This is a genomic window from Leptospira jelokensis, assembly GCF_004769635.1.
Taxonomy (GTDB): domain Bacteria; phylum Spirochaetota; class Leptospiria; order Leptospirales; family Leptospiraceae; genus Leptospira_A; species Leptospira_A jelokensis.
This window is the reverse complement of sequence record NZ_RQGH01000026.1, coordinates 126,148-146,500: the sequence shown is the minus strand read 5'-3', so window position 1 is coordinate 146,500 and position 20,353 is coordinate 126,148. Positions and strand designations below refer to the sequence as shown.

General features: G+C 39.3%; 19 protein-coding genes and 1 tRNA gene. 14 read left to right on the top strand and 6 right to left on the bottom strand.

What is annotated here, in order from left to right:
- Positions 1-74: 74 nt before the first annotated feature.
- Positions 75-1,076, top strand: coding sequence for an adenosine kinase (locus EHQ62_RS10620; RefSeq protein ID WP_167482868.1), 1,002 nt, complete (start codon positions 75-77; stop codon positions 1,074-1,076).
- Positions 1,077-1,087: 11 nt separating this feature from the next.
- Here EHQ62_RS10620 and EHQ62_RS10615 read toward each other — a convergent pair whose 3' ends face one another.
- Positions 1,088-1,483, bottom strand: coding sequence for a response regulator (locus tag EHQ62_RS10615; RefSeq protein ID WP_135642639.1), 396 nt, complete (start codon positions 1,481-1,483; stop codon positions 1,088-1,090).
- A complete protein-coding gene (locus tag EHQ62_RS10610; RefSeq protein WP_135642637.1) occupies positions 1,480-2,994 on the bottom strand; it encodes a PAS domain-containing sensor histidine kinase in 1,515 nt (504 codons plus the stop codon). Before EHQ62_RS10610 ends, EHQ62_RS10615 begins: the two co-directional genes overlap by 4 nt.
- 32 nt (positions 2,995-3,026) lie before the next feature.
- Here EHQ62_RS10610 and EHQ62_RS10605 point away from each other — a divergent pair, with 32 nt between their 5' ends.
- Genes EHQ62_RS10605 through pheS form a run of 7 tightly spaced genes read left to right on the top strand, consistent with a single transcriptional unit; the run spans position 3,027 to position 10,658 of the window.
- Positions 3,027-3,956, top strand: a complete 930-nt coding sequence (locus EHQ62_RS10605; protein WP_135642635.1) for an ABC transporter ATP-binding protein — start codon at positions 3,027-3,029, stop codon at positions 3,954-3,956.
- Entirely contained in the window at positions 3,953-4,684 is a 732-nt protein-coding gene (locus tag EHQ62_RS10600) for an ABC transporter permease (RefSeq protein WP_135642633.1), read from the top strand. The genes EHQ62_RS10605 and EHQ62_RS10600 overlap by 4 nt, the downstream gene beginning before the upstream one ends.
- A gap of 3 nt (positions 4,685-4,687) precedes the next feature.
- Entirely contained in the window at positions 4,688-6,559 is a 1,872-nt protein-coding gene (locus EHQ62_RS10595) for a motility-associated ABC transporter substrate-binding family protein (RefSeq protein ID WP_135642631.1), read from the top strand.
- Positions 6,556-7,629: a hypothetical protein gene (locus EHQ62_RS10590; RefSeq protein WP_135642629.1), complete on the top strand. Its 1,074-nt coding sequence runs from the start codon at positions 6,556-6,558 to the stop codon at positions 7,627-7,629. Before EHQ62_RS10595 ends, EHQ62_RS10590 begins: the two co-directional genes overlap by 4 nt.
- Position 7,630: 1 nt before the next feature.
- Positions 7,631-8,245, top strand: coding sequence for a hypothetical protein (locus EHQ62_RS10585; RefSeq protein WP_135642627.1), 615 nt, complete (start codon positions 7,631-7,633; stop codon positions 8,243-8,245).
- On the top strand, positions 8,242-9,636 hold the full coding sequence (locus tag EHQ62_RS10580) for a UDP-N-acetylmuramate--L-alanine ligase (RefSeq protein WP_135642626.1): 1,395 nt from the start codon (positions 8,242-8,244) through the stop codon (positions 9,634-9,636). Before EHQ62_RS10585 ends, EHQ62_RS10580 begins: the two co-directional genes overlap by 4 nt.
- Positions 9,633-10,658, top strand: a complete 1,026-nt coding sequence (gene pheS / locus EHQ62_RS10575; RefSeq protein ID WP_135642624.1) for a phenylalanine--tRNA ligase subunit alpha — start codon at positions 9,633-9,635, stop codon at positions 10,656-10,658. The genes EHQ62_RS10580 and pheS overlap by 4 nt, the downstream gene beginning before the upstream one ends.
- Positions 10,659-10,776: 118 nt before the next feature.
- Here pheS and EHQ62_RS10570 read toward each other — a convergent pair whose 3' ends face one another.
- Genes EHQ62_RS10570 through EHQ62_RS10555 form a run of 4 tightly spaced genes read right to left on the bottom strand, consistent with a single transcriptional unit; the run spans position 10,777 to position 14,536 of the window.
- Entirely contained in the window at positions 10,777-12,306 is a 1,530-nt protein-coding gene (locus tag EHQ62_RS10570) for a thiolase family protein (RefSeq protein WP_135642622.1), read from the bottom strand.
- A 15-nt stretch (positions 12,307-12,321) separates the two neighbouring features.
- The gene (locus EHQ62_RS10565) at positions 12,322-13,116 is read right to left on the bottom strand and encodes a hypothetical protein (RefSeq protein ID WP_135642620.1); all 795 of its coding nucleotides are present in this window, start codon (positions 13,114-13,116) and stop codon (positions 12,322-12,324) included.
- On the bottom strand, positions 13,113-14,255 hold the full coding sequence (locus EHQ62_RS10560) for an LIC_10450 family protein (RefSeq protein WP_135642618.1): 1,143 nt from the start codon (positions 14,253-14,255) through the stop codon (positions 13,113-13,115). The genes EHQ62_RS10565 and EHQ62_RS10560 overlap by 4 nt, the downstream gene beginning before the upstream one ends.
- The gene (locus EHQ62_RS10555; protein WP_135642616.1) at positions 14,252-14,536 is read right to left on the bottom strand and encodes a hypothetical protein; all 285 of its coding nucleotides are present in this window, start codon (positions 14,534-14,536) and stop codon (positions 14,252-14,254) included. The genes EHQ62_RS10560 and EHQ62_RS10555 overlap by 4 nt, the downstream gene beginning before the upstream one ends.
- Before the next feature lie 119 nt (positions 14,537-14,655).
- Here EHQ62_RS10555 and rpsT point away from each other — a divergent pair, with 119 nt between their 5' ends.
- The 6 genes from rpsT (at position 14,656) to EHQ62_RS10525 (ending at position 20,352) form a co-directional block, all read left to right on the top strand.
- Positions 14,656-14,931 carry a 30S ribosomal protein S20 gene (gene rpsT, locus EHQ62_RS10550; protein ID WP_100715767.1) on the top strand — a complete coding sequence of 92 codons (276 nt, stop codon included), beginning with the start codon at positions 14,656-14,658 and terminating at the stop codon, positions 14,929-14,931.
- A gap of 104 nt (positions 14,932-15,035) precedes the next feature.
- Positions 15,036-15,108: transfer RNA gene (locus EHQ62_RS10545), tRNA-Val, on the top strand.
- A gap of 103 nt (positions 15,109-15,211) precedes the next feature.
- Positions 15,212-16,588, top strand: coding sequence for a phosphoglucosamine mutase (gene glmM, locus EHQ62_RS10540; RefSeq protein WP_135642614.1), 1,377 nt, complete (start codon positions 15,212-15,214; stop codon positions 16,586-16,588).
- Positions 16,573-18,408, top strand: a complete 1,836-nt coding sequence (gene glmS / locus EHQ62_RS10535; protein ID WP_135642612.1) for a glutamine--fructose-6-phosphate transaminase (isomerizing) — start codon at positions 16,573-16,575, stop codon at positions 18,406-18,408. Before glmM ends, glmS begins: the two co-directional genes overlap by 16 nt.
- 3 nt (positions 18,409-18,411) lie before the next feature.
- Complete coding sequence (locus EHQ62_RS10530; protein ID WP_135642610.1) at positions 18,412-19,443, top strand: GlmU family protein; 1,032 nt, start codon at positions 18,412-18,414, stop codon at positions 19,441-19,443.
- A 3-nt stretch (positions 19,444-19,446) separates the two neighbouring features.
- Entirely contained in the window at positions 19,447-20,352 is a 906-nt protein-coding gene (locus tag EHQ62_RS10525; protein ID WP_135642608.1) for an alpha/beta fold hydrolase, read from the top strand.
- The last annotated feature ends 1 nt before the right edge of the window (position 20,353 follow it).

The following is a 20,353-nucleotide window of genomic DNA, read 5'->3' as shown; positions in this document are numbered from 1 at the left end:
TTTTCTCGGTACCTTGTCAAACTGGAATAGGAAAATTGAGTGTCAATTCCCTAAAGGAAAAAAGCATTGGTATCATGAGACATTACGACGTATTTGGCGTAGGGAACGCCCTGGTAGATATCATTGCCTTCATTGATCCCAAATTTTTAGAAAAACAAAATATCACCAAAGGTGTGATGACCCTAGTTGACGAATCGAGACAAGGTCAAATTCTTGCCGACCTTCATGATGAAAAAAAGGAACTTAGGTCTGGCGGGAGTGCCGCAAACACGATGATCGCCATTGCCAATTCTGGTGGAACCTGTTGTTACACGGGCAAAGTCACTCACGACACCTATGGTGAGTTTTATAAAAAAGATATGGAAGATGCTGGTGTATTATTTGAAACAACTCCTGACAAAGCTGGTCATACAGGAACTTGTGTCGTACTCACCACACCCGATGCAGAACGTACGATGCTCACGAATCTTGCAATCTCTACATCTCTTGGACCAAATGATATCGATGTTGAAAACTTAAAAAAAAGTAAGTTTGTTTATGTGGAAGGGTATTTGTGGGATGGTGACTCCACTAAAAAAGCAAGTGAACTTACCATGAAACTTGCGAAAGAAAACAAAATTAAAGTATCCTTTACTTATAGTGATCCGTTTTGTGTGAATCGTTCCAGAGACGAATTCATCCACCTAACAAAAGAATACGTTGATGTAGTTTTTTGTAATACAGAAGAAGGACTTGCTTTAAGTGGAGCAAAAACACCAGAAGAAGCAGTACAATTTGTATCCAAACTCTGTCCTTTGGTCTTTATGACAGCTGGGAAAGAGGGAGCCTATGTTGCCGAAAATGGCAAAATTACTCTTGTTCCTGGATTCCCCGTAAAACCAATTGATACAACTGGTGCTGGGGATGCCTTCGCTGCTGGAGTACTGTATGGACTGACCCAAGGTTATTCCGCACAAAAAGCGGCACGATGGGGGAATTATGTTGCCTCGCGTATCGTGTGTGAGGTGGGACCCAGGTTATCTGTCAAACTAATGGGCCGCCAAGATGAAATTTTGGCCGGATTCCAAGAGAAATAAAACACGAAATTTTATCGATTGTGAAAATCTTCCCATAGGGTTTGGATTTTTTCAGAGATTTCAAGAGGGGCAAAGGGTTTTTCAATGACACCAATGCCCCCTCTTTTTTGGTATTCCAAGATTTCATTCTTTAACACGCGTGATGTGATAAATGCCACAGGAATTTCCTTGGTTTCTGGAAAAATTTTTAACTCTTCAATGAGTTCCATCCCATTCATACCTGGCATCAGAACGTCCAAAAGGATCAAATCGGGTTGTAGGATGATTGCCTTTTGTAATCCCTCTGGACCAGTTTTTGCAAAACTGACCTCATAACTTGAGTTAAATGCTAGAGCAATCCTTAAGATTTCAACGATGTCTTCTTCATCTTCCACAATTAACACATGTTTTAAAGTAGGTGCCGTCATTGGTTCATCCCAATTGGAATTTGCCCGGGTTTGTTTATGGGCAATTCAATGGTAAAAACAGTGCCAGTATCATCAGAAAAAAAGTAAATTTTACCATTCATCGCTTCCACAAAACCTTTTGTGATCGAAAGACCAAGCCCCGATCCTCCTACAAGTTTGTCCTTGGGAGGTGCTCCTTGTGCAAACCTGTGAAAAAGCCTTGGTGCAAAATTGGGATCAATTCCTGGCCCATTGTCTCTAATCAGAATTTTTGTTTTGGTTTCATCGGTTTGGACAGAGATGGATACTTCCGAAAACTTCGGAGTGTACTTCACTGCATTGGAAATCAAATTTGTAATGCAGTGGTTCAAACGATCTTCATCTACATAAACACTTGTTTGTGGGAAATTGGAATCAAAATTTAAAAGCACATGGTATTGTTCAGCAAAGGTTCGCATTCCATCCACGGAAGTCTGTAGGATTTCCTTCAGTTGGTAGGTTCTGAACTTAAAGTTAATGTTCCCTGAATCCAATGCTTCGATATCAAGTAGGTCAGTCACAAAGCGAACTAACCTTTGGGTATTCTTTCGGCAAATATTGAGTAAAGATTTGGTTTGGTTGGAAACTTCACCGGCAACACCAGCAAGCAATAAATCAATGGATCCTTTAATCGATGTGAGTGGGGTTCGGAGTTCATGGCTCACCAAACTGATGAATTCATTTTTTAGGGCTTCTGCTTTTTTTCGTTCTGTGATATTCCGAATGATTGCAAGTGCATCCTCATCACCTGCTTTTGTAAACCTTGCTTCAAAATATTTTTCCCCATCTGAATCGTGGATGGAATATTCTACAGATTTACTCACTCCCAAATCGATCACTTGTCTTAGGATTGCATGAACTTCCTCTAATTTATTTTCAGGGAAAATTTCTTTTATGTCTGAATAACGAAGGTTAGTGTCTTTATTTTTGCAGTCCCAACCAGTAAAATGAGGGAATTCTTTGTGATTGATGGTTTGTCCATTTCTGTGGATGCCATACAAAGAATCAGGAAGCGCATTCAAAATGGTTTTGTTTTTGGTGATGATTTGGCTAAATTCATCTTTTGCATTTTTTTGATTTGTCACTTCGGTTGCAATGATGATGGTAAAGTTTTCTTGTGGGAACACTTGCATATCATACCAACCCAAAGTTTCAAAGTAGGTTTCTTCGGATCGAAAGGTTTTTTTTTCTTTGATGGCTTCTGATAATTGGGTTCCAAATTCGATGGATTTCAAAACTGGAAATAAATTCCAAATGTTCTGCCCTAACATTTCTTCTGCGGATTTCCCTGCCATTTCCACAGCTTTTGCATTGACATAGGTGTAATTTCCGTCCTTGTCTAATACATACACCGCATTCGAACGTGTTTCTAGGATTTTGTCAAAGTATTGGGGGACAAAATTGTGCCAATTTTGGCTGAGAAGTTGCTTTGCATCAAAAAAGCTCTCTTCATCCTTGAAAAAGCTTTTGATTTTTTCTAGAAATTCATTCATAGGTGCAGGTATACGAAAACTAAACCAAAGTTATGATACAAGTCAGCAATTTATCCAAATTTTACGGCGAAAAACGAGCCATCTCAGGGCTCAATTTTAAATTAGAAAAAGGTGAGATCGTGGGCCTGCTTGGCCTAAATGGGGCGGGAAAAACCACCACCATTCGCATCCTCACTGGGTATTTGATCCCAAGTGCGGGTGATGCTTCCATCGATGGAAAGTCGATCTTTGATTTTCCATTGGAAGCAAAACAAAAGATCGGATACTTACCAGAAACACCTCCACTTTATGAGGATATGACAATATCCGAATACCTTCAATTTGTGGGTCGTATCAAAAAAATTGAAGCCTCTAAACTAAATTCAGAAATGGATAAGGTGATTGAAAAAACAAATCTCACTCATGTGAAAGATAAACTCATAGGAACCTTATCCCTTGGGTATCGCAAACGTGTGGGAATTGCGCAGGCCATTTTGGGTGATCCTGAAATTGTGATTATGGACGAACCCATCTCTGGACTTGATCCAAAACAAATTGTCGAAATCAGAAGCCTTATCCGAAGTTTGGCGGGAAATCATACGGTTCTCATCTCAAGCCATATCCTCACTGAGATTTATAAAACCTGTGATAAATTTTTATTCATCCACAAGGGAAGTTTGAAACAAGAACTCACTTTGTCACGTTTGGAAGAGGAGATGAACCGACTTGCAGGTTGGGAAGTTGGACTTTCTGGCAAACCAAAAGAGGAATTGAACCAATTTATGAAAACAGTTCTTTCTGGAAATGATACGGTTACCGAACTGGGAACAAATAAAGAAGAAGAACAATTTTTAGTTAGAACATCAAATCCGAAACAATTCAAAGAATCCTTATTTTCAAAGGCTTTGTCTTCAGGGATTCAAATTGAATCATTAAAAAAACAAGAAGTGTCACTCGAACAGATTTTTATGGAGAAAATATGAACTGGCAATCGGCTGTTTGGATCTATAAAAAAGAATTACGATTATTTTTTGGGACATATATGGGGCCACTTGTGCTTGGTGGGACAGCATTTTTAAATGCACTGTTTGTGATGATCCTCAATTTTAATGGCACTGCCAATTATGAAATCGCAACCTACATCACCTTTATCTCGTTTATGACAACCATTCTCATTGCTATGGTGATCATTTCTATGGGTTCCATTGTGGAAGAAAAAAATAAAGGAACACTGGAGCTTCTGTTCACTTCACCAATTACAGATTTGGAAATCGTTTTCGGCAAATTTATGTTTGGTGTGACAGTTTGTGGTATCATCACTGTGTTTATCAACGGACTTTTTCCACTTCTATTGTATACATTCTGGAAAGCTCCATTTTATATGGTTGCTTCTGGGAGCATTGGAGTTTTTTTACTTGGGGTTTTTACCTTCACCATAGGTATGTTTGGTTCCAGTCTTGGAAAAAACCAAATGATATCACTCCTTATATCGGTGCTTATCATTTTGACACTTTGGGTGGTTGGTTATTTTTCTCATCTTTTCCAAGCAACTACGAGAAAAGTATTATTCCATTTACATATTTTTTCACACTTTGCTGCCTTTGCAAAAGGTGTGTTACCGTTAACAGGAATTGTTTTTTTCTTAAGTGGAACTTTCCTATTTTTATACTTAACTGTTAAGGTCTTGGAATCCAGGAGATGGAGAGGTTAAATCATGTTATTATCTGCTGATAGAGTTTTACCATTTGTTAGTTTAGTTTCCCTTTTCGCCTATTTCTTGTTTGATGGAATGGTGGGGGATCCCAAAAGAAAAATCCTTTTTTTGGGTGTTGTGTTTTTGTTTTTAGCATCGGATACAATTGTCCGGGCTTTTTCCAAAGGAATCCGAAAAGAAGACCAAAATCGTTATATTGCTGCAATTTTTGGAATCACCGCATTTTTACTTTCAGTCCTTCGTGACTTTTTAGATTTAAAACCTGTTGCAGGTTTTAACGAGGAAGTGAGCGCCATTCCCAAAATCAGAGAATTTTTACTTTTATGTGTGGTTCTATTTTCTTTGGTATTTTTGTTACAAATCATTTTACTTGAGATTGGTAAGTCTTCTTTGGAAGCACAAAGTAATTTGGCAAAATCCAAAAGTTCTTTGTTACAAAATGCAGTGCTTGGGTTTTTATTTGTATTACCGATCCTTGTAGCGGTAAATTATTTTGCGATCAAACGAAACTATAACTTTGATTTGAGTAGCCAAGGGAAATTTTCATTATCACAAATTTCAAGAAACTTAATCAAACCCATTTCCCAAGATGTTACCATTACTGCTTTTTACCCAAGACCTCTCGAAGCAGATGGACCTGCCAATGGAGACAAATTAGCAGCTTTTGCATTAACTCGAGTACGACCAGATATTGAAATTTTACTCGACCAAATCAAATCCGAAAATTCACACATTACGGTTCAGTTCATCAATGCGGATGTAGAAATTGATTTATTAAAAGAGTTTGGACAAGTTTCGAATGGAACGATTTTTGTTCGTTCTAAAAAACAGTCGTTACTCTCTTCCACAACTCCATTTGCAGAAGAAAGGGTGATCGCCAAAGAACCAAAAGATTTGGAGGACTTAGAACGTAAGTTAGTTGCAGCTTTACTCAATGTCACCACAGATCAGAAAAAAGTGTATTTCACTGTTGCCAATGGCGAACGGTATGGAATGGCATTTCGGGCACTTCCCAATGAACAGGTAAATCGGTTTGTCTCTTCCTTACAGTTTTTAAACTTTAAAGTGGCAGAACTTGGATTTGCGCAAGGTTGGCCTTCCAAATTACCGGAAGATGCTGATATGCTTGTGATCCTTGGGCCAACAGTTCCTTTTTCCAAGGAAGCAAGAGAAGAATTAAACAAATATGTTTTGGAAAAAAATGGGAAAGTTCTTATCACGATGGAACCAAAAGGGAGTGAGGACTTTGGTTGGTTGTTACGATCTGCCGGTTTAAAATTTAATGCTTCTCCACTCATCGAAAGAGATGAAAAACCTGGATTCATCGTCGCAAAACGATTCCCAGACAATCGGCTGACGGACCTATTACAAAAGAAGGATATGGGAATACTTTTCCCTTACAGCGGTTATTTGGAGACGGAACCCAATGCTCCAACACCATTTGTTTGGAAATCAGAGGCCTTACTCGAATCAGGTTTTGATGCCTACCAAGACCTAAACAAAAATGGAAAGTTGGATACAAACGAAAAAAAGGAAAGTAAAATCCTGTCCACTGTCTTATCACCGATGTCTCTCACTGGTGAAAAATCTGGAAAAATCATTTTACATACGGGAACAAGTTGGATTACCGATCAGTTCATTCCGTACGTAATGAACTCTCAATTCTCTACGGTATCCATCACTGGACTTTTCCAGGATAGTATTGTGGCAGAAATTCCGTTGAAAAAAGACGAAGTGGATACCATTACATTGTCCGACAACCAAAAGTTAGTTGCTTGGGCAATTGGTGTCTTTTTGTTTCCTGGATTTATTTTAGCTGTTGGTTCTTACTTTGTGTATGCCAGACGTAAACATTCTTTGTTAGAAGTATGAAACAAAAATTAACTTTAGTAATCATTGCTTTTTTGGGTTTGTTCCTGCTTTTCTATTTGATGGAGGACCATCCAGAAAATATTTCGGAAACCAATTATTGGAAAGAAGATTGGAACGCGATTCGTTACAACCCACCTAAACCAGAATGGTGTGGGAATTTGGTTCCTAGTTTTGCAGATTCCTCTATGGTGTTCCGAAAACTTTCCAGAGGATGGAATGCTCCAGCTTTGTTCACAGTCACATCCGAAAAAAATGGAAACGTTTTGGTGTACGAAGGAAACTATAATGTCAAAAATAGTTTTTCTGAAATTAGTGTACTCAAAACAAAACTCATTGAATCTGCAACAGACGAAATCAAAAAAACATATTGTTTAAATGAATTTTCTCCCTCTTTAACTGTTTCTAAAGAAAATGGAAAGGAAATACAATTTGATTCCGAGAAACAATTGTTATTTGGAAAAAAAATTGGTGCCGATGATGGTAGAGTCGCGGTTGCAATTCAAAATGAGATCATCGCTCCTTACCAATACATCATTGAAAAATTTAGGACACCGGTTACCAATTTCCGGGAGAAGGCATACATTTCTGTTTCGGAAGGATTCATAGAAGAACTAAAATTTTCGGGACAAGGAAATCTCGTGCAGGTGGAAAACCGAGCGAAAAAAAACCAATACAATGTATATGTCAACAATTGGAGTCGGACAACTGGGGAACGAATTGTTTTGCCACCTGATGTAGGAAACCAATGGGAGAATGTAGCGAAAGGGCTTAAGGTTGAGTTTTATCCTGATGAAGCAGGGGCACCTCAGTTTCCATCCCTTCCTGAAAACGTGAACCCTGAGGCCATTTTGGAAGTGAACATTTCCAATGGCACAAAAATCAAATTGTCTTTTTTCCCCGTTTGGGAATCGCCAGAGAGTAAATGGCGCCCTGTTGTTCGCCAATTTCCTTCGCATTTTGATGAATCCATCACATGGATGAAAGAAGAATCCTTCCAAAATTTAGTGAATGCGGTCATGAAAGTGAAAAGTGCTTCCCGATACGAGCGCCCCAACCAGAAAATCCAATAAGGTGCAAAAAGTTTCAACCATCGTACAACGGACGGGACTCATCCGTGATTTATTTTATTCTCCTATGTCTGCATTTGAATCCTACTTTCAAAAATCAGACTTGGGTGGGCGTGATTTATGGTTATGCCATTTACAATTGGCATTACTTGCACCACTTGCCAAATTTCTAGGGAACTGCATCCAAATATTGATTTTTAAAGTTTCCTTTGTTGAAGAAGAAACAAAACTCACTTACACCCAAGGTGTTGGCACCGTATTCTTTTTTTATCTCGGATTTTACTTTGTAGTTAGGCTTGTCGACAGTTTTCGGATGTACCACCAAATGCGAGACCGAACAAAAGATTGGGATGGTCCAGAACCACATGTTTTTATCATTTCCTTTTTGGCATTTACAGCAACTTCTATCTTTTGGATTTTCCCAGCACCAATCCCCTTATTTATGTTAGCTGTCGGGTTCTTATATTCATTACATTTATCGTATTTTTATTTATCCATTCGAAGGGCTTGGAGTTCCCTAGACTTTTTGTTTTTTCTGATGAAAGTGGTTTTATTCTTTTTGGTTCTACTTTCAATTCCTTTGTTTTTTTATAACCTAGTTAGGACGGTACTCTTTTGAAGATTTTTTTGGTAGGAATTGGTGGAATTGCCATGGGCAATTTGGCGTATATGCTCAAACAACAAGGTCATGACGTATCTGGTTCAGATCAAAATTTATACCCACCGATGTCCGATAAATTGGTAGAGTGGGGGCTTTCACCTAAATCTGGTTATCGCAAAGAAAACGTGAAAGGGGCAGACCTTGTCATCATCGGCAACGCCATCTCAAGAGGAAACCCAGAAGTAGAAGAAGTATTAAACACAGGCATTGAATACATGAGTATGGCAGAAGCCATTGGCCATTTTTTCCTAAAAGGGAAAAAACCAATTGTGATTTCAGGAACGCATGGCAAAACCACCACCACATTTCTCACCCATTGGATTTTAGAATCGATTGGTTTAAAACCTGGACTTTTTGTGGGTGGGATTCGTAAGGATGGCTTCCCTGGCTTTGCCATTGGAGAGGGGGATTATTTTGTCATTGAAGGTGATGAATATGATTCTGCTTTCTTTGATAAAAGTTCCAAGTTTTTACATTATCGGCCATTTTACCTAGTGATGAATGCACTTGATTTTGATCACGCGGATATTTTTGCCAATTTAGATGCGATCAAAGTGATGTTCAAACGGCTGTTAAACTTAGTTCCTGGTCGGGGTAAGGTGTTTTACTGGAAAGGTTCCAAAAATTTAAGTGATATCACAAAAGACTACCAACATGCACCTGTAGAATCTTTTGAATTGGGTGATAAAAATTCCATTTTTAAATATGAAAAAGGTATTTTAACTGAGATTCGCACAAAGGCAAAAATCAAACCTTCGCTCATTGGATCACATAACTATCGTAATGCGGAAGTTGCGGTGCGTGTCTGTCTAGAAATTGCTCCACAAAAACGAAAAGAAATTTTGGAAGCTGTGGAATCCTTCCCTGGTGTGAAACGTAGGCAAGAAAACCTGTATGTTTCCGAAAACAGTTTACTTGTAGAAGACTTTGCCCACCACCCAGTTGCCATCCAAGAAACAATCAAAGCCCATAAGGAAGCTTACCCGGGTTACAAAATCATTTCTCTTTTTGAGCCAAGGAGTGCGACTTCGCACCGAAATGTATTCCAAGATGATTTTGCTAAATGTTTTAAAGGCAGTGATGTGAGTGTAGTCACAGAAGTTTACCAAGTGGACAAAGTCAGTAAAACACTACGCCTCAATGTAAAAAAATTGGTAAAGGACATCAAAACGAATACCAAAAAAGAATCATTTTATGTGGTCTCTCCCAAAGACATTCCTTCTCTATTAAAAAAGATATTACCTAAATACAAAAAAGATAAACTCATCATACTTGCCATGTCAAATGGTGCTTTTGGTGGGATTTATTCTGAATTAAAATCCTTAATGGAAACAAGAGAATCAGTATGAGTCTATCCCAAGAAATTGAATCCTTAGTCAAAGAGGCTGAGTCCGTTTTAAATGTTGTTACAACTGAACAAGAGTTAGATGCCGAGAAAAACCAGTTCCTTGGAAAAAAAGGGAAACTCACTTCTGTTCTTAAGGGTCTAGCCTCCTTATCAGTTGAAGAAAAAAAGACAATTGGAAAACAAGCAAACGAAGCACAAACGAAACTCGAAAGCATTGTAGAGGCCAAACGAGTATCGCTCAAAGAAAGTTTTTATGAAAACCAATTGGGAAAAGAATTTTTTGATTCCCTTCGTCCGCTTCCTAAAAAAGAAAGAGGCAGTTTGCATCCCATTTCCCAAATCCAATATGAGATAGAGGATATTTTTACATCCATGGGTTTTTCTGTGATGGATGGCCCAGAAGTGGAAACGGATGAAAACAATTTTGGTGCCTTAAACTTTACGGATGACCACCCTGCACGGGATATGCAAGATACGTTTTATACGGTCGATGGCAATCTGCTTAGAACCCACACTTCTGCCATCCAAGTTAGAGCTCTCCGAAAATTAAAACCACCTTTCCGTATCATTGCGCCAGGACGTGTGTTCCGTTACGAAGAAGTGGACGCTTCCCATGAAAATACTTTTTACCAAGTAGAAGGGATGGTAGTCGGTGAAAACATTTCGGTTGCCCACTTGATTTACACCATGGAAACACTTTTATCAAGAGTGTTCCGAAAGGAAATCAAAACAAGACTCCGCCCTGGATACTTTCCCTTTGTCGAACCTGGTTTTGAATTGGACATCAATTGTTTGGTTTGTAGTGGAGATGGTTGTAGTGTTTGCAAACAATCAGGATGGTTGGAACTGCTTCCTTGTGGGCTTGTCCACCCCAATGTCTTAGAATCTGCTGGTCTTGATTCCAAACAATGGACAGGATTTGCCTTTGGACTTGGGCTTGACCGTTTGGTAATGATGCGTTACGGGATCCACGACATCCGTTATTTCCAATCCGGGAATTTACGGTTTTTAAAACAGTTTTAGGTGAGAAGCCAGGCGATGAAACTTTGTTTGGTATCTGGTTTTTTCTCCGAGCCATAATGAAACTCAAGTCGCCACCATCAAGTTAGGTGGTGACTTTTTCTTGTTAAATCCTTTTGTTTTATCCCAATACCACTGCTTGGATTTTTCCTTCCATCATTTGGAATTCGACTTTGGTTTTTCCAAGTTCCAAACCATCCTTTGATACAATCTCTTTTCCTTCTTTGTCATAGAGGTTTGTAAGAACCATCTCACCATTGTCTTTGGTTGAACAAACAATGAGGTAAGGAGGTTTTTTTTCACCACCTGGATTGAAGTAGATTGTTGTGGCAGAGAGAATGGTGGCTTTTTCCTTCTCCTTGGGACTTGGAACATTTACTTCTAAAGGTTTCATGTCGATGGGTGCTTTCGGTGTTTTTTCAGTTTTGTCTTTGGCAAATAGAATCACAGAATTGATGCTATCAATCCCACCGTTACCTCCAAGCAAACTCACCTTAGGTGGTTCACTGAGAACATTAGGGATCGGATTTACGGCAAGCCCATATTGACTTGCGATATCGACAAGTCCCGTTGCCCCGGAGATGGCCATCGCCGCTTGGTAATTCAAAATCCCTCCACCCAAATTGATGGGAATTTCTTTGGTGCCATTGGAGATTTTTCCTTTGCGAAGGGCACCTGCCATTTCTTTTGGAGAAACTCCGAAGTACAATGAGGCTTCATGGATGATCATCCCTGTAAAACAATCATAAATCCAGGCATATTCAATTTCAGAGCGACTGATCCCACTCGATGCTACTGCTCGTTCACATGCAAGTCCCGCAGGGCTTTTTAAATCCTTTTTTTGGATGAGGTATTCTGCATGGGCACTATGACCCGAACCAATCACATAAATGTGTTTTGCATCAGATTTGATCACTTTGTTTTCAATTAACTTTTGTTTCATGGCCTCAGAAGTGATCAGGGTAGCAAATCCATGGTCTGTGACAATGGCAATCATCGGTGTGCTATAAACCCCAGAAAGTGGTTTTTTTAACTGTTTTTCCACCATTGGTTTTTGGTATTGAAAGGCACGAGGATTGGTCTCAGCTAAGGAACGGAAATGTTTTGTGATTTCTTCTAAGTCTTCACATGTCACACCCGTATCAAACATCATTCGTTCACATAACAAAGAATAGAGGCCGATGAGGGTTGCTCCATAAGGCATCTCCCAATCTTTATGGCATACGGTAGCTGTTAATCGTTTGAGGTCGGAAACTTGTTTGAAAACAGATTTCGGAATGTCCGCGGCAGCGACAAGCACCACAGCGTAGGGATTTGCTTTTACGATGGTATGTGCCGTTTGGATGGCACCACCCACACTAGCCCCACCAAGATCAACCGTATGGCAGGCAAGGCCCCCAAACCCCATATCGTTTGCATCTTTGATTGTAAACCCATACCCCTCTCTGCCAAGAGACTGAGCTTCTACGGAAACAAAATCGGTGAGGTAGGGTTTGAGTGTTTCTCTGGTTGTTCCGAGGAATCCAAAGAGTTTATCTACCGATGTAAAAAGTAAGGAATGGTATTTTTCTAAAGGAGAAAGGTTTTTATAAACTTCTTGGTCAAATTCAGATTCAATGGTGTCACTGACACCAAGTAAAATAGGGTCCATGGAGCCATATTTGAACTAACCTTCGATATTCATCAACGCATTCATTCGAAAATCTTGTATGATTTGTTTGCAGCGTTCAGTGATCCGATTCAAACTTTCCCCAAACTTTTTGCCATTATAAGCATTAAAGGAATTTGGGTATTCCTTTTCGTTCACTTGGACAATCATATCAGGGTTGATCCTGTTTTTTGCTGTTAGATCCTGTACGGCGACGATGATGTTTTTAAGAGCAATACATCCATCTTTTAATAGATTTTGAGAGGCCTTTTCAATCACAATGGCATTCCCATTGGCATCTAACAAAGTTTTGATGAATTCTTGCATTTTCATGGAAGGAAGGCCACGACGGGTGAGCCCAATCCGTTCCACTTGTAGTACGGCATCTTGCAAATAGGAATATTCTGGTGTACCCTTAAAGATATAAATCAGAACCGGAAGTTCCATTTCTGTAAAATCCAACATGGCACCATAAAAGTATCGAGTTTCCAGTTTTGCCAAAGGATGGAAGTCAACCTTTTTGTAATTGGCTAACTTTTCAATCGACTCATCCATAATTCGATTTAAGGTTTGGGCTTTTGCTGCTTCTTTTTTGGCAGCAAGTTCTTGGAATTTTGATTTGAGTTGTTCCAAAAAAGTCACTTCTTCGGTAAGGAATTTTGTGATATTCCCACGAAGTTTTAATACTTGGATGTAACGCTGCTCAAACCCTGTTTGGTCAAATGCTTTGGGATTTAGTTTCCCATGTTCTTTGTATTCCGATCGAATTTTTTCTAATATGGCTTTTGTTTCTGCTTCCGACAATTCTTTCATTTAGATTGTTTCCAGTGTTCAATTTCCAAAATGGTTTTATCTAAGTCCTGTGCAAAATAAAGTGAGGCATTTTTTGCATCCACAAACATCAATTGGTTGGCGTATTGCAATTGTTTCACTTGGATTTCATTTTTGAGATTCAATATATTCAATAACTGCAAACTTAACTTTTTGAGGTCTTTGATGATAGCATCTGTATGCCTTTGCATTTCAAACAAATGTAAATGATTCAATTTTTCTTTGTCTGATTCAATTAACTTCATCTCTTCTCGTTTTTCCACAGGTGATTTGGAAATGTAATAAGTGATTGGACGAGGGTAAGAGGTCATTTCTTTATGAAGATCGATCATTTTATCAATGGCTTCAAAAACTGTGGCTTCCATTTCTCTAGAAAAATTTCCCACAATATTTTTGTTTTCGGAAGGATCTCCTGTGAGTTCAAAAATCCGAGAGGATTGTAGGTTCCGAATGATGGCAGTGATGCGCTCCCGATAGGTTGCGATGATCTTTAAAAAATCGTCGATGCGTTGTTGGGCTGTTTTTTCCCCTGTCCCTTCCTCAAGCCTCATATTTGCTGTGATGGTTGAAGTGTCTTCTTCTTCCTCTGGTTTATGAGGGTCAGGTGTGTTCAGAAGGCCCTCATGGGAAAGGGTTTCTTCTGCCTTGGGAGGTTCCTCTCCTTCAAAGATATCCAAATCCACATCTTCTCGCATCAGGTTCTCTTCCGACAATGGGGTCAGTTTTTCTTTGGAGATTTCCAAAGGTTTGGTTCCTTTTTCAGGCGCGGTGAGTTTCGGATCAGGTGTAGAAATCAATTTCCCTAAAATGGGATTGGCCCTCAGGTCTTCTGAGATGATTGGTGGTGGCGTAGCAGTCGGTTTGGTTTCAGGATTTGGTTCCGTTGTGGTCTTCGTTTCTTTTGTCTGGGAAACTGGATGGAGGGGCAGGACCTCAAAATGGTTCCCCATGAGTTTTAATATTTCGATCCTTCGGATTTCTTTATTGAAACGTAAGGCGTAACGATTGTTATCTTTATCAATATAACGTTGTTGGATCTGGGAAATGGAAAGTTTTTGTGGATCGATGTCTGTGATCGAATCAATTTTAATGTAATGGTATTTTGATTTTTCAGGAGTCACAGTCGCAAAATTTCCAATAAAGCTTCTGTGAAAGCATATGAGAGTAATACGTTCGGGTCAACTTCCTTCTCCCGAGAAATGAGGCTTAAGGTAAAAAAATCATACCGTGAGAGTTCCAATCGTTCATAGTGGCCGAGCTCCCCTTGCGGGTAGTGTCCTACTTCTAATCCTTCCAATTTGAGAGACAAAATAGCCATTTTCACCACAAGGCCGATGTCGAGGTGGCGCTCGGTCAAGATCTTGTAGAGTTCGGAATCAATCCAAATGAGTGCAGAAAACATAGTCCCTCCACCTGAGGAGGTCCAAGGAATGCCATTTGGTACTCATTTTTTTCTCTTTCGCCTTGACCGGCAGAGTGGTACTCAAAAGATAAGTAAAAATTCCTCATAGGGGACATTCCTTGGCTAATTTAAAATCATCTAAAAAAGACATCCGTAGAACTGCTCGTAGAAAAGAGCGAAATGGAGAAGACCGTAGCGAATTACGTACCTACGCACGCCTTCTCATCAAAGCCATCAAATCTGGCGACAAAACGGAAGCATTGTCCGTATTTTCAAAACTTTCTTCTAAATTGGATCGAGCTGCAAAAACAAAACTCATCCACAAAAAAAATGCAGATCGTAAAAAATCCCGTATGGCACTTCGCATCAATTCCATTGAAGCAAAAGCCGCCTAACAATCGCATTTAACTCCTAGGAATGAGGCCACCATCGAGTGGCCTTTTTTATTTCTATTTCTCATTTACAGAATTCGAACACCTAGTTTACTGGTCATAACAACGGGCGATTAGCTCAGCTGGGAGAGCAGCTGCCTTACAAGCAGCGGGTCGGCAGTTCAATCCTGTCATCGCCCAAACCGTTTGCCTTCATTCTATACTGATTTCCCTTTCACAAACAGTTCGCACAAAGCAAAAAGATAGACTTACAGTGCGAATCCAAGAGCCTTGATCGTATTGTATGCATTTTACTAAAGAGTATGATCTGTCCTCTCTTATGATTTCCATCTCCGGTGTTCGGGGTAAAATCACACAAGGATTTGGATTGGAAGAGGCACTTGCTTTCTCTAAATCCTTCGCAACCATGATGAACGGTGGCACGGTTGTGGTTGGTCGGGACTCAAGACCAAGTGGTCCTTATTTAGAATCGCTTCTCACCTCTGCCTTGTTAGCTTCTGGATCTTCCGTTTTAACATTGGGCCTTGTTCCGACTCCCACAACAAAGGCAGTCGTGAATTTGGCAAAAGCAAATGGTGGGATTATGATTTCTGCTTCTCACAATCCGATGGAGTGGAACGCATTTAAATTTATTTCCAAAAAAGGATTTTTCTTTTCTGCCGAAGAAAACCAAAAACTTCTATCCATCCTCCAGTCAGGATCCTTTACCAAAGAACTTGTATCTCCAAAAGGTTATATCGATTCGGGAGAAGATTATATCGACCTCCATTTGTCTTCAGTTTTAAAACGAGTGAATGTAAACAAAATCAAAAAGAAAAAGTTTACTGTTTTTGTGGATGCAGTGGGTGGAGCTGGATCATACGTAGTTCCAAAGTTTTTACAGATGTTAGGCTGTAAGGTAATCTCACACAATTGTAATCCGGATGGAACCTTTCCGAGGCCACCCGAACCAACGGCTGCCGCTTTAAAGACGGTTGAACCTAGTTTTAAAAAATCAAAAGCAAGTATTGGTTTTGCACTCGACCCAGACGCAGACAGATTGGTTTTATTCACTCCCAAACGGGGAGCCATTTCAGAAGAGTATACCCTTCCCTTGGCGCTTTTGAACGTACTCACAAACTCCAAGAAAAAATCAAAGGTTGTGGTTAACCTTTCTACTAGTTTTTTAAACGAAGAAGTGGCTTCTCGATTTGGTTGCGAAGTGATCCGCAGTAAAGTCGGTGAAGCAAACGTTGTCGAAGAAATGATTAGAACCAAGTCAGTGTTTGGTGGCGAAGGGAATGGTGGGGTGATTGATCCCAATATCCCTTCTTTTGGACGGGATACACTCTCAGGGATTGCACATATCCTAAACGTTATGGCAGAAACTGGAAAGTCCATTGATGAACTGATGGATGAGTTGCCAAACCTATATATGGACAAACAATCGTTTCCTTTGGCAAAAGGTATGTCGTTACAAAGTTTATATGAAAAATTTACATCTGAGTTTTCTCCGAAACTCATTTCCGAAAAAGATGGGTTGTGGATGTATGTATCTGATTCTTGGATCCACATACGCCCTTCGAATACGGAACCAATCTTTCGTGTCATTACAGAAACAAAGTCCCAAACTGATTTGGAATCTACCTTAAAGAGGGTAAAACAATGTGTGGAATCGTAGGATATTTAGGTAAGAGAGAAGCTCTCCCCGTCATCATCAAAGGACTCAAACGATTAGAATACCGTGGTTATGATAGTGCCGGAGTAGCATTGTTAAATGGTGGATTGGAAATCGTTAAAAAAAAGGGCAAGGTTGCTGATTTAGAAACAGAAATTGGCAATCGAAAATTAGAAGCTAGCCTTGGAATTGGGCACACTCGTTGGGCAACACACGGTGAACCAAACGATCGTAATGCGCACCCACATACTAGTTCTGATGGAAGTCTCGCAATCATCCACAATGGGATCATTGAAAATTATGGATCCATCAAAAAAGAATTAGAAAGTAGTGGCCATAAGTTTAAGTCTGATACCGACTCAGAAGTCCTTGTCCATTTAATCGAAGAAATTAAAAAGCAAAATAATTGTTCAATTGATGAAGCCGTACGTTTGGCTTTAAATGAAGTGGTTGGAGCATATGCGATCGTCGTACTTTCAAAAGACAATGAAAGAAGTATGATTGCCGCAAGAAAAGGATCACCACTTGTAATTGGAATTGGTGAAGATGAATACTTCGTTGCTTCAGATGCGACACCTATCATTGAATACACGAATAATGTCACTTACCTCAATGACCAAGAGATGGCCATCATCAAAGAAGGAAGTCTTGTTGTTAAAAATTTAGAAAACGTAACCAAAACTCCATTCATTCAAAAACTAGAATTGGATTTGGAAGACATAGAGAAAGGTGGTTACCCACACTTTATGTTAAAAGAAATTTTTGAACAACCCAAATCTGTTCGCGATGCGATGCGTGGTCGATTGGTATCACGGGAACACCATTTGTTCTTAAGTGGGATCAATCAATACCTCAATCGATTTTTGAATGCAGATCGATTGATTTTAGTTGGATGTGGGACTTCTTGGCACGCAGGACTTATTGGTGAGTATTTGTTTGAAGACCTTGCGCGAATTCCCACAGAAGTGGAATATGCATCTGAATTTCGTTACCGTAATCCCATCGTGACCGAACGTGATGTTGTCATTGCGGTTTCTCAGTCTGGTGAAACTGCAGATACACTTGCTGCCATCGAACTTGCTAAGTCCAAAGGAGCATTGATTTTTGGAGTATGTAATGTGGTTGGTTCTTCCATTGCACGTGCTTCACATGCGGGTGCCTATTTGCATGCAGGTCCTGAGATCGGAGTTGCATCAACAAAAGCATTCACTTCCCAAGTCACAATTTTAACAATGATGGCACTTTATTTAGGATTAAAGAGAGGATCGATTTCTCTTTCTGACTACCAAACATTATTATTAGAATTAGATTCTATCCCCGACAAAGTTGCCAAAATTCTAACCAAAGATGAAGAAATCAGAAATATTTCTGAACATTTTTATAGAGCATCTAACTTCCTTTATTTGGGACGAGGATTTAACTTCCCAGTCGCATTAGAAGGTGCTTTGAAATTAAAAGAAATTTCTTACATCCATGCGGAAGGATACCCAGCTGCAGAAATGAAACATGGTCCAATTGCTCTCATTGATGAAGATATGCCTGTTGTATTCATCGCAACAAAAGATGGCTCTTACGAAAAAGTGATCTCCAATATCCAGGAAGTGAAAGCGAGAAAAGGAAAAGTCATCGCAATCGTTACAGAAGGTGATACCGAAATCAAAGGAATGGCAGATTATACCTTTGAAATTCCAAAAACGGCAGATGCACTTGTGCCATTACTGGCAGTGATCCCACTGCAGTTATTATCATACCACATAGCAATTCTTAGGGGATGCAATGTGGACCAACCTAGGAATTTAGCAAAATCGGTTACTGTGGAGTGATTTGTGAATCTCCTATTAGATGATTCAAAACGAAATTCTGCTTTAGAACCACTTTCAAGGTTCCATTCTTTTTTTGAATGGAACTTGGGAGGTATGTCCTTACTTGAAAAGTTGGAAAGGAAGTACCCTGGTGCCAAAATCTTTTACAAAGGCCCAAGTCCTGATTTTGAAACTTTAATTTTTAATCGTTATCCTCATGTGTTTCCAGCAACACTAGAATCCTATGATTCCATTTATAGTTCTGATTCCTTTTTGCCTTGGGAATTATTAGGAACAGTTACTTCCATCATCGAAGACACTCTCAATGTTGAAAAAGAATGGAAACGGTTCCGTCAAAAGTACAAAGCAAAACAATCTGGATTCCATATCGTTGGAAAAGACAAACATTTATACATCCATCCTGGTGCGACAGTGTATCCAGGTGTTGTTTTTGATACCACACATGGTCCCATCCTTGTGGAAGATGGTGTGAAAATTTCTTCCTTTAGCTTTTTGGAAGGCCCGTTATTTATCGGAAAAAATAGCCAGATTGACAATGCTCGCATCACAGGTGGAACTCTGATTGGAAACCAATGTCGCATTGGCGGTGAAGTAGAAAATTCTATCATTTTAGATTTCACCAACAAACACCATGAAGGTTTTTTGGGCCATAGCTTTGTTTCCAATTGGGTCAATTTAGGAGCTTTGTCGACTACTAGTGATCTTAAAAATAATTATGGAATCGTTAAACTAAAAATAGGTGAATCTATCGTTAATACTGGGACCATTAAATTTGGATCCATCATTGGTCCCTTTACCAAATTAGCGATTGGTGTGATGGCAAACACAGGGACTGTTTTTGATATCGCGAGTAATGTTGTAGAATCCAGAATCCAAGGTTATGTGCCAGCATTTACATGGATCAAACCTGGTGGCCGTTATCGGTTAGAAGAGTTTTTGTTTGATACAAAAAAAATCATGGCTCGTCGTAGTATGAATTTATTTGAATTTGAAGACCTCTACCTTCGAAAATTATATGGAAAGGTTACGGAGTGAAACATGACACCTAGTTTACAGGCACATATCAATTCCGGAAAGTCAGTCGAAATTGATGGGCTTAGTTTTTTTTATTTAGATGAAGGGAAGGGTGATGAAATTATTCTTTTGTTACCTGGTTTTTTAACTACTTCCTATAACTATCGTAAACTGGTAGAATTATTATCCACTCATTACCGTGTGATTGCATTAGATTTTTTGGGAATGGGTTTCAGTAGTCGGCCTGATGGTCCTTTGTCTCATAGACTTCAAGCTCATTACCTTTCCCCGTTTTTGGAAAAAGTAGTAGGTGATAAAAAAGTCCACGTTGTCGCTTATGATTATGCCTTACCGATTTTGTGTTTTGCTTGCAAAGAACATGCAAACCAATTTAAATCTCTGTCGATTTTAGGTGGGTTTATGAACTTACCAAAATTTGGATTTTATTTTCCCTTACATTTCTTACGTTTACCACTGATTGGTGAGATGTTTTCCTATTTGTTTAGGCCACCGATCCTTTCATTTTTTTATAAATGGTTTTTGGTGAAAAAAACACATCATTTCACAAGTGAATGGGAGAGAACCATGTATCACTTGTTATTCGAAGGTAAAAATCGAAAAAATACCTTGGAGTTTGTTCGGAATGTCGACCGTTCTACACATGCGTTAAGAGAGATTGAAGAAGGCGCAAAAAATTTTGTTGGCCTCAGACAAATTTACATTGGGGAAGAGGACTACCGTATCTCTCCAAAACAAACTGAGTACATGAAAGAAACACTTCGTACAAGTAGTTTGATTTTTTTACCTTGTAAACACTTGGCGATGGAAGAATGCCCTACCGTTGTTTACGAAAAACTCCATTATTTTGTAGATAGTTTTTCTCATAAAAAAACAAAAACCTTCCACTTTAACAAACAAAACAAGGAATGAT

Excerpts from the sequence above, each read along its gene's own strand:
- EHQ62_RS10620 (WP_167482868.1), top strand. The coding sequence starts at position 75 with ATGAGACATTACGACGTATTTGGCGTAGGGAACGCCCTGGTAGATATC.
- EHQ62_RS10615 (WP_135642639.1), bottom strand. The coding sequence starts at position 1,483 with ATGACGGCACCTACTTTAAAACATGTGTTAATTGTGGAAGATGAAGAA.
- EHQ62_RS10610 (WP_135642637.1), bottom strand. The coding sequence starts at position 2,994 with ATGAATGAATTTCTAGAAAAAATCAAAAGCTTTTTCAAGGATGAAGAG.
- EHQ62_RS10605 (WP_135642635.1), top strand. The coding sequence starts at position 3,027 with ATGATACAAGTCAGCAATTTATCCAAATTTTACGGCGAAAAACGAGCC.
- EHQ62_RS10600 (WP_135642633.1), top strand. The coding sequence starts at position 3,953 with ATGAACTGGCAATCGGCTGTTTGGATCTATAAAAAAGAATTACGATTA.
- EHQ62_RS10595 (WP_135642631.1), top strand. The coding sequence starts at position 4,688 with ATGTTATTATCTGCTGATAGAGTTTTACCATTTGTTAGTTTAGTTTCC.
- EHQ62_RS10590 (WP_135642629.1), top strand. The coding sequence starts at position 6,556 with ATGAAACAAAAATTAACTTTAGTAATCATTGCTTTTTTGGGTTTGTTC.
- pheS (WP_135642624.1), top strand. The coding sequence starts at position 9,633 with ATGAGTCTATCCCAAGAAATTGAATCCTTAGTCAAAGAGGCTGAGTCC.
- EHQ62_RS10570 (WP_135642622.1), bottom strand. The coding sequence starts at position 12,306 with ATGGACCCTATTTTACTTGGTGTCAGTGACACCATTGAATCTGAATTT.
- EHQ62_RS10565 (WP_135642620.1), bottom strand. The coding sequence starts at position 13,116 with ATGAAAGAATTGTCGGAAGCAGAAACAAAAGCCATATTAGAAAAAATT.
- EHQ62_RS10555 (WP_135642616.1), bottom strand. The coding sequence starts at position 14,536 with ATGTTTTCTGCACTCATTTGGATTGATTCCGAACTCTACAAGATCTTG.
- glmM (WP_135642614.1), top strand. The coding sequence starts at position 15,212 with ATGCATTTTACTAAAGAGTATGATCTGTCCTCTCTTATGATTTCCATC.
- glmS (WP_135642612.1), top strand. The coding sequence starts at position 16,573 with ATGTGTGGAATCGTAGGATATTTAGGTAAGAGAGAAGCTCTCCCCGTC.
- EHQ62_RS10525 (WP_135642608.1), top strand. The coding sequence starts at position 19,447 with ATGACACCTAGTTTACAGGCACATATCAATTCCGGAAAGTCAGTCGAA.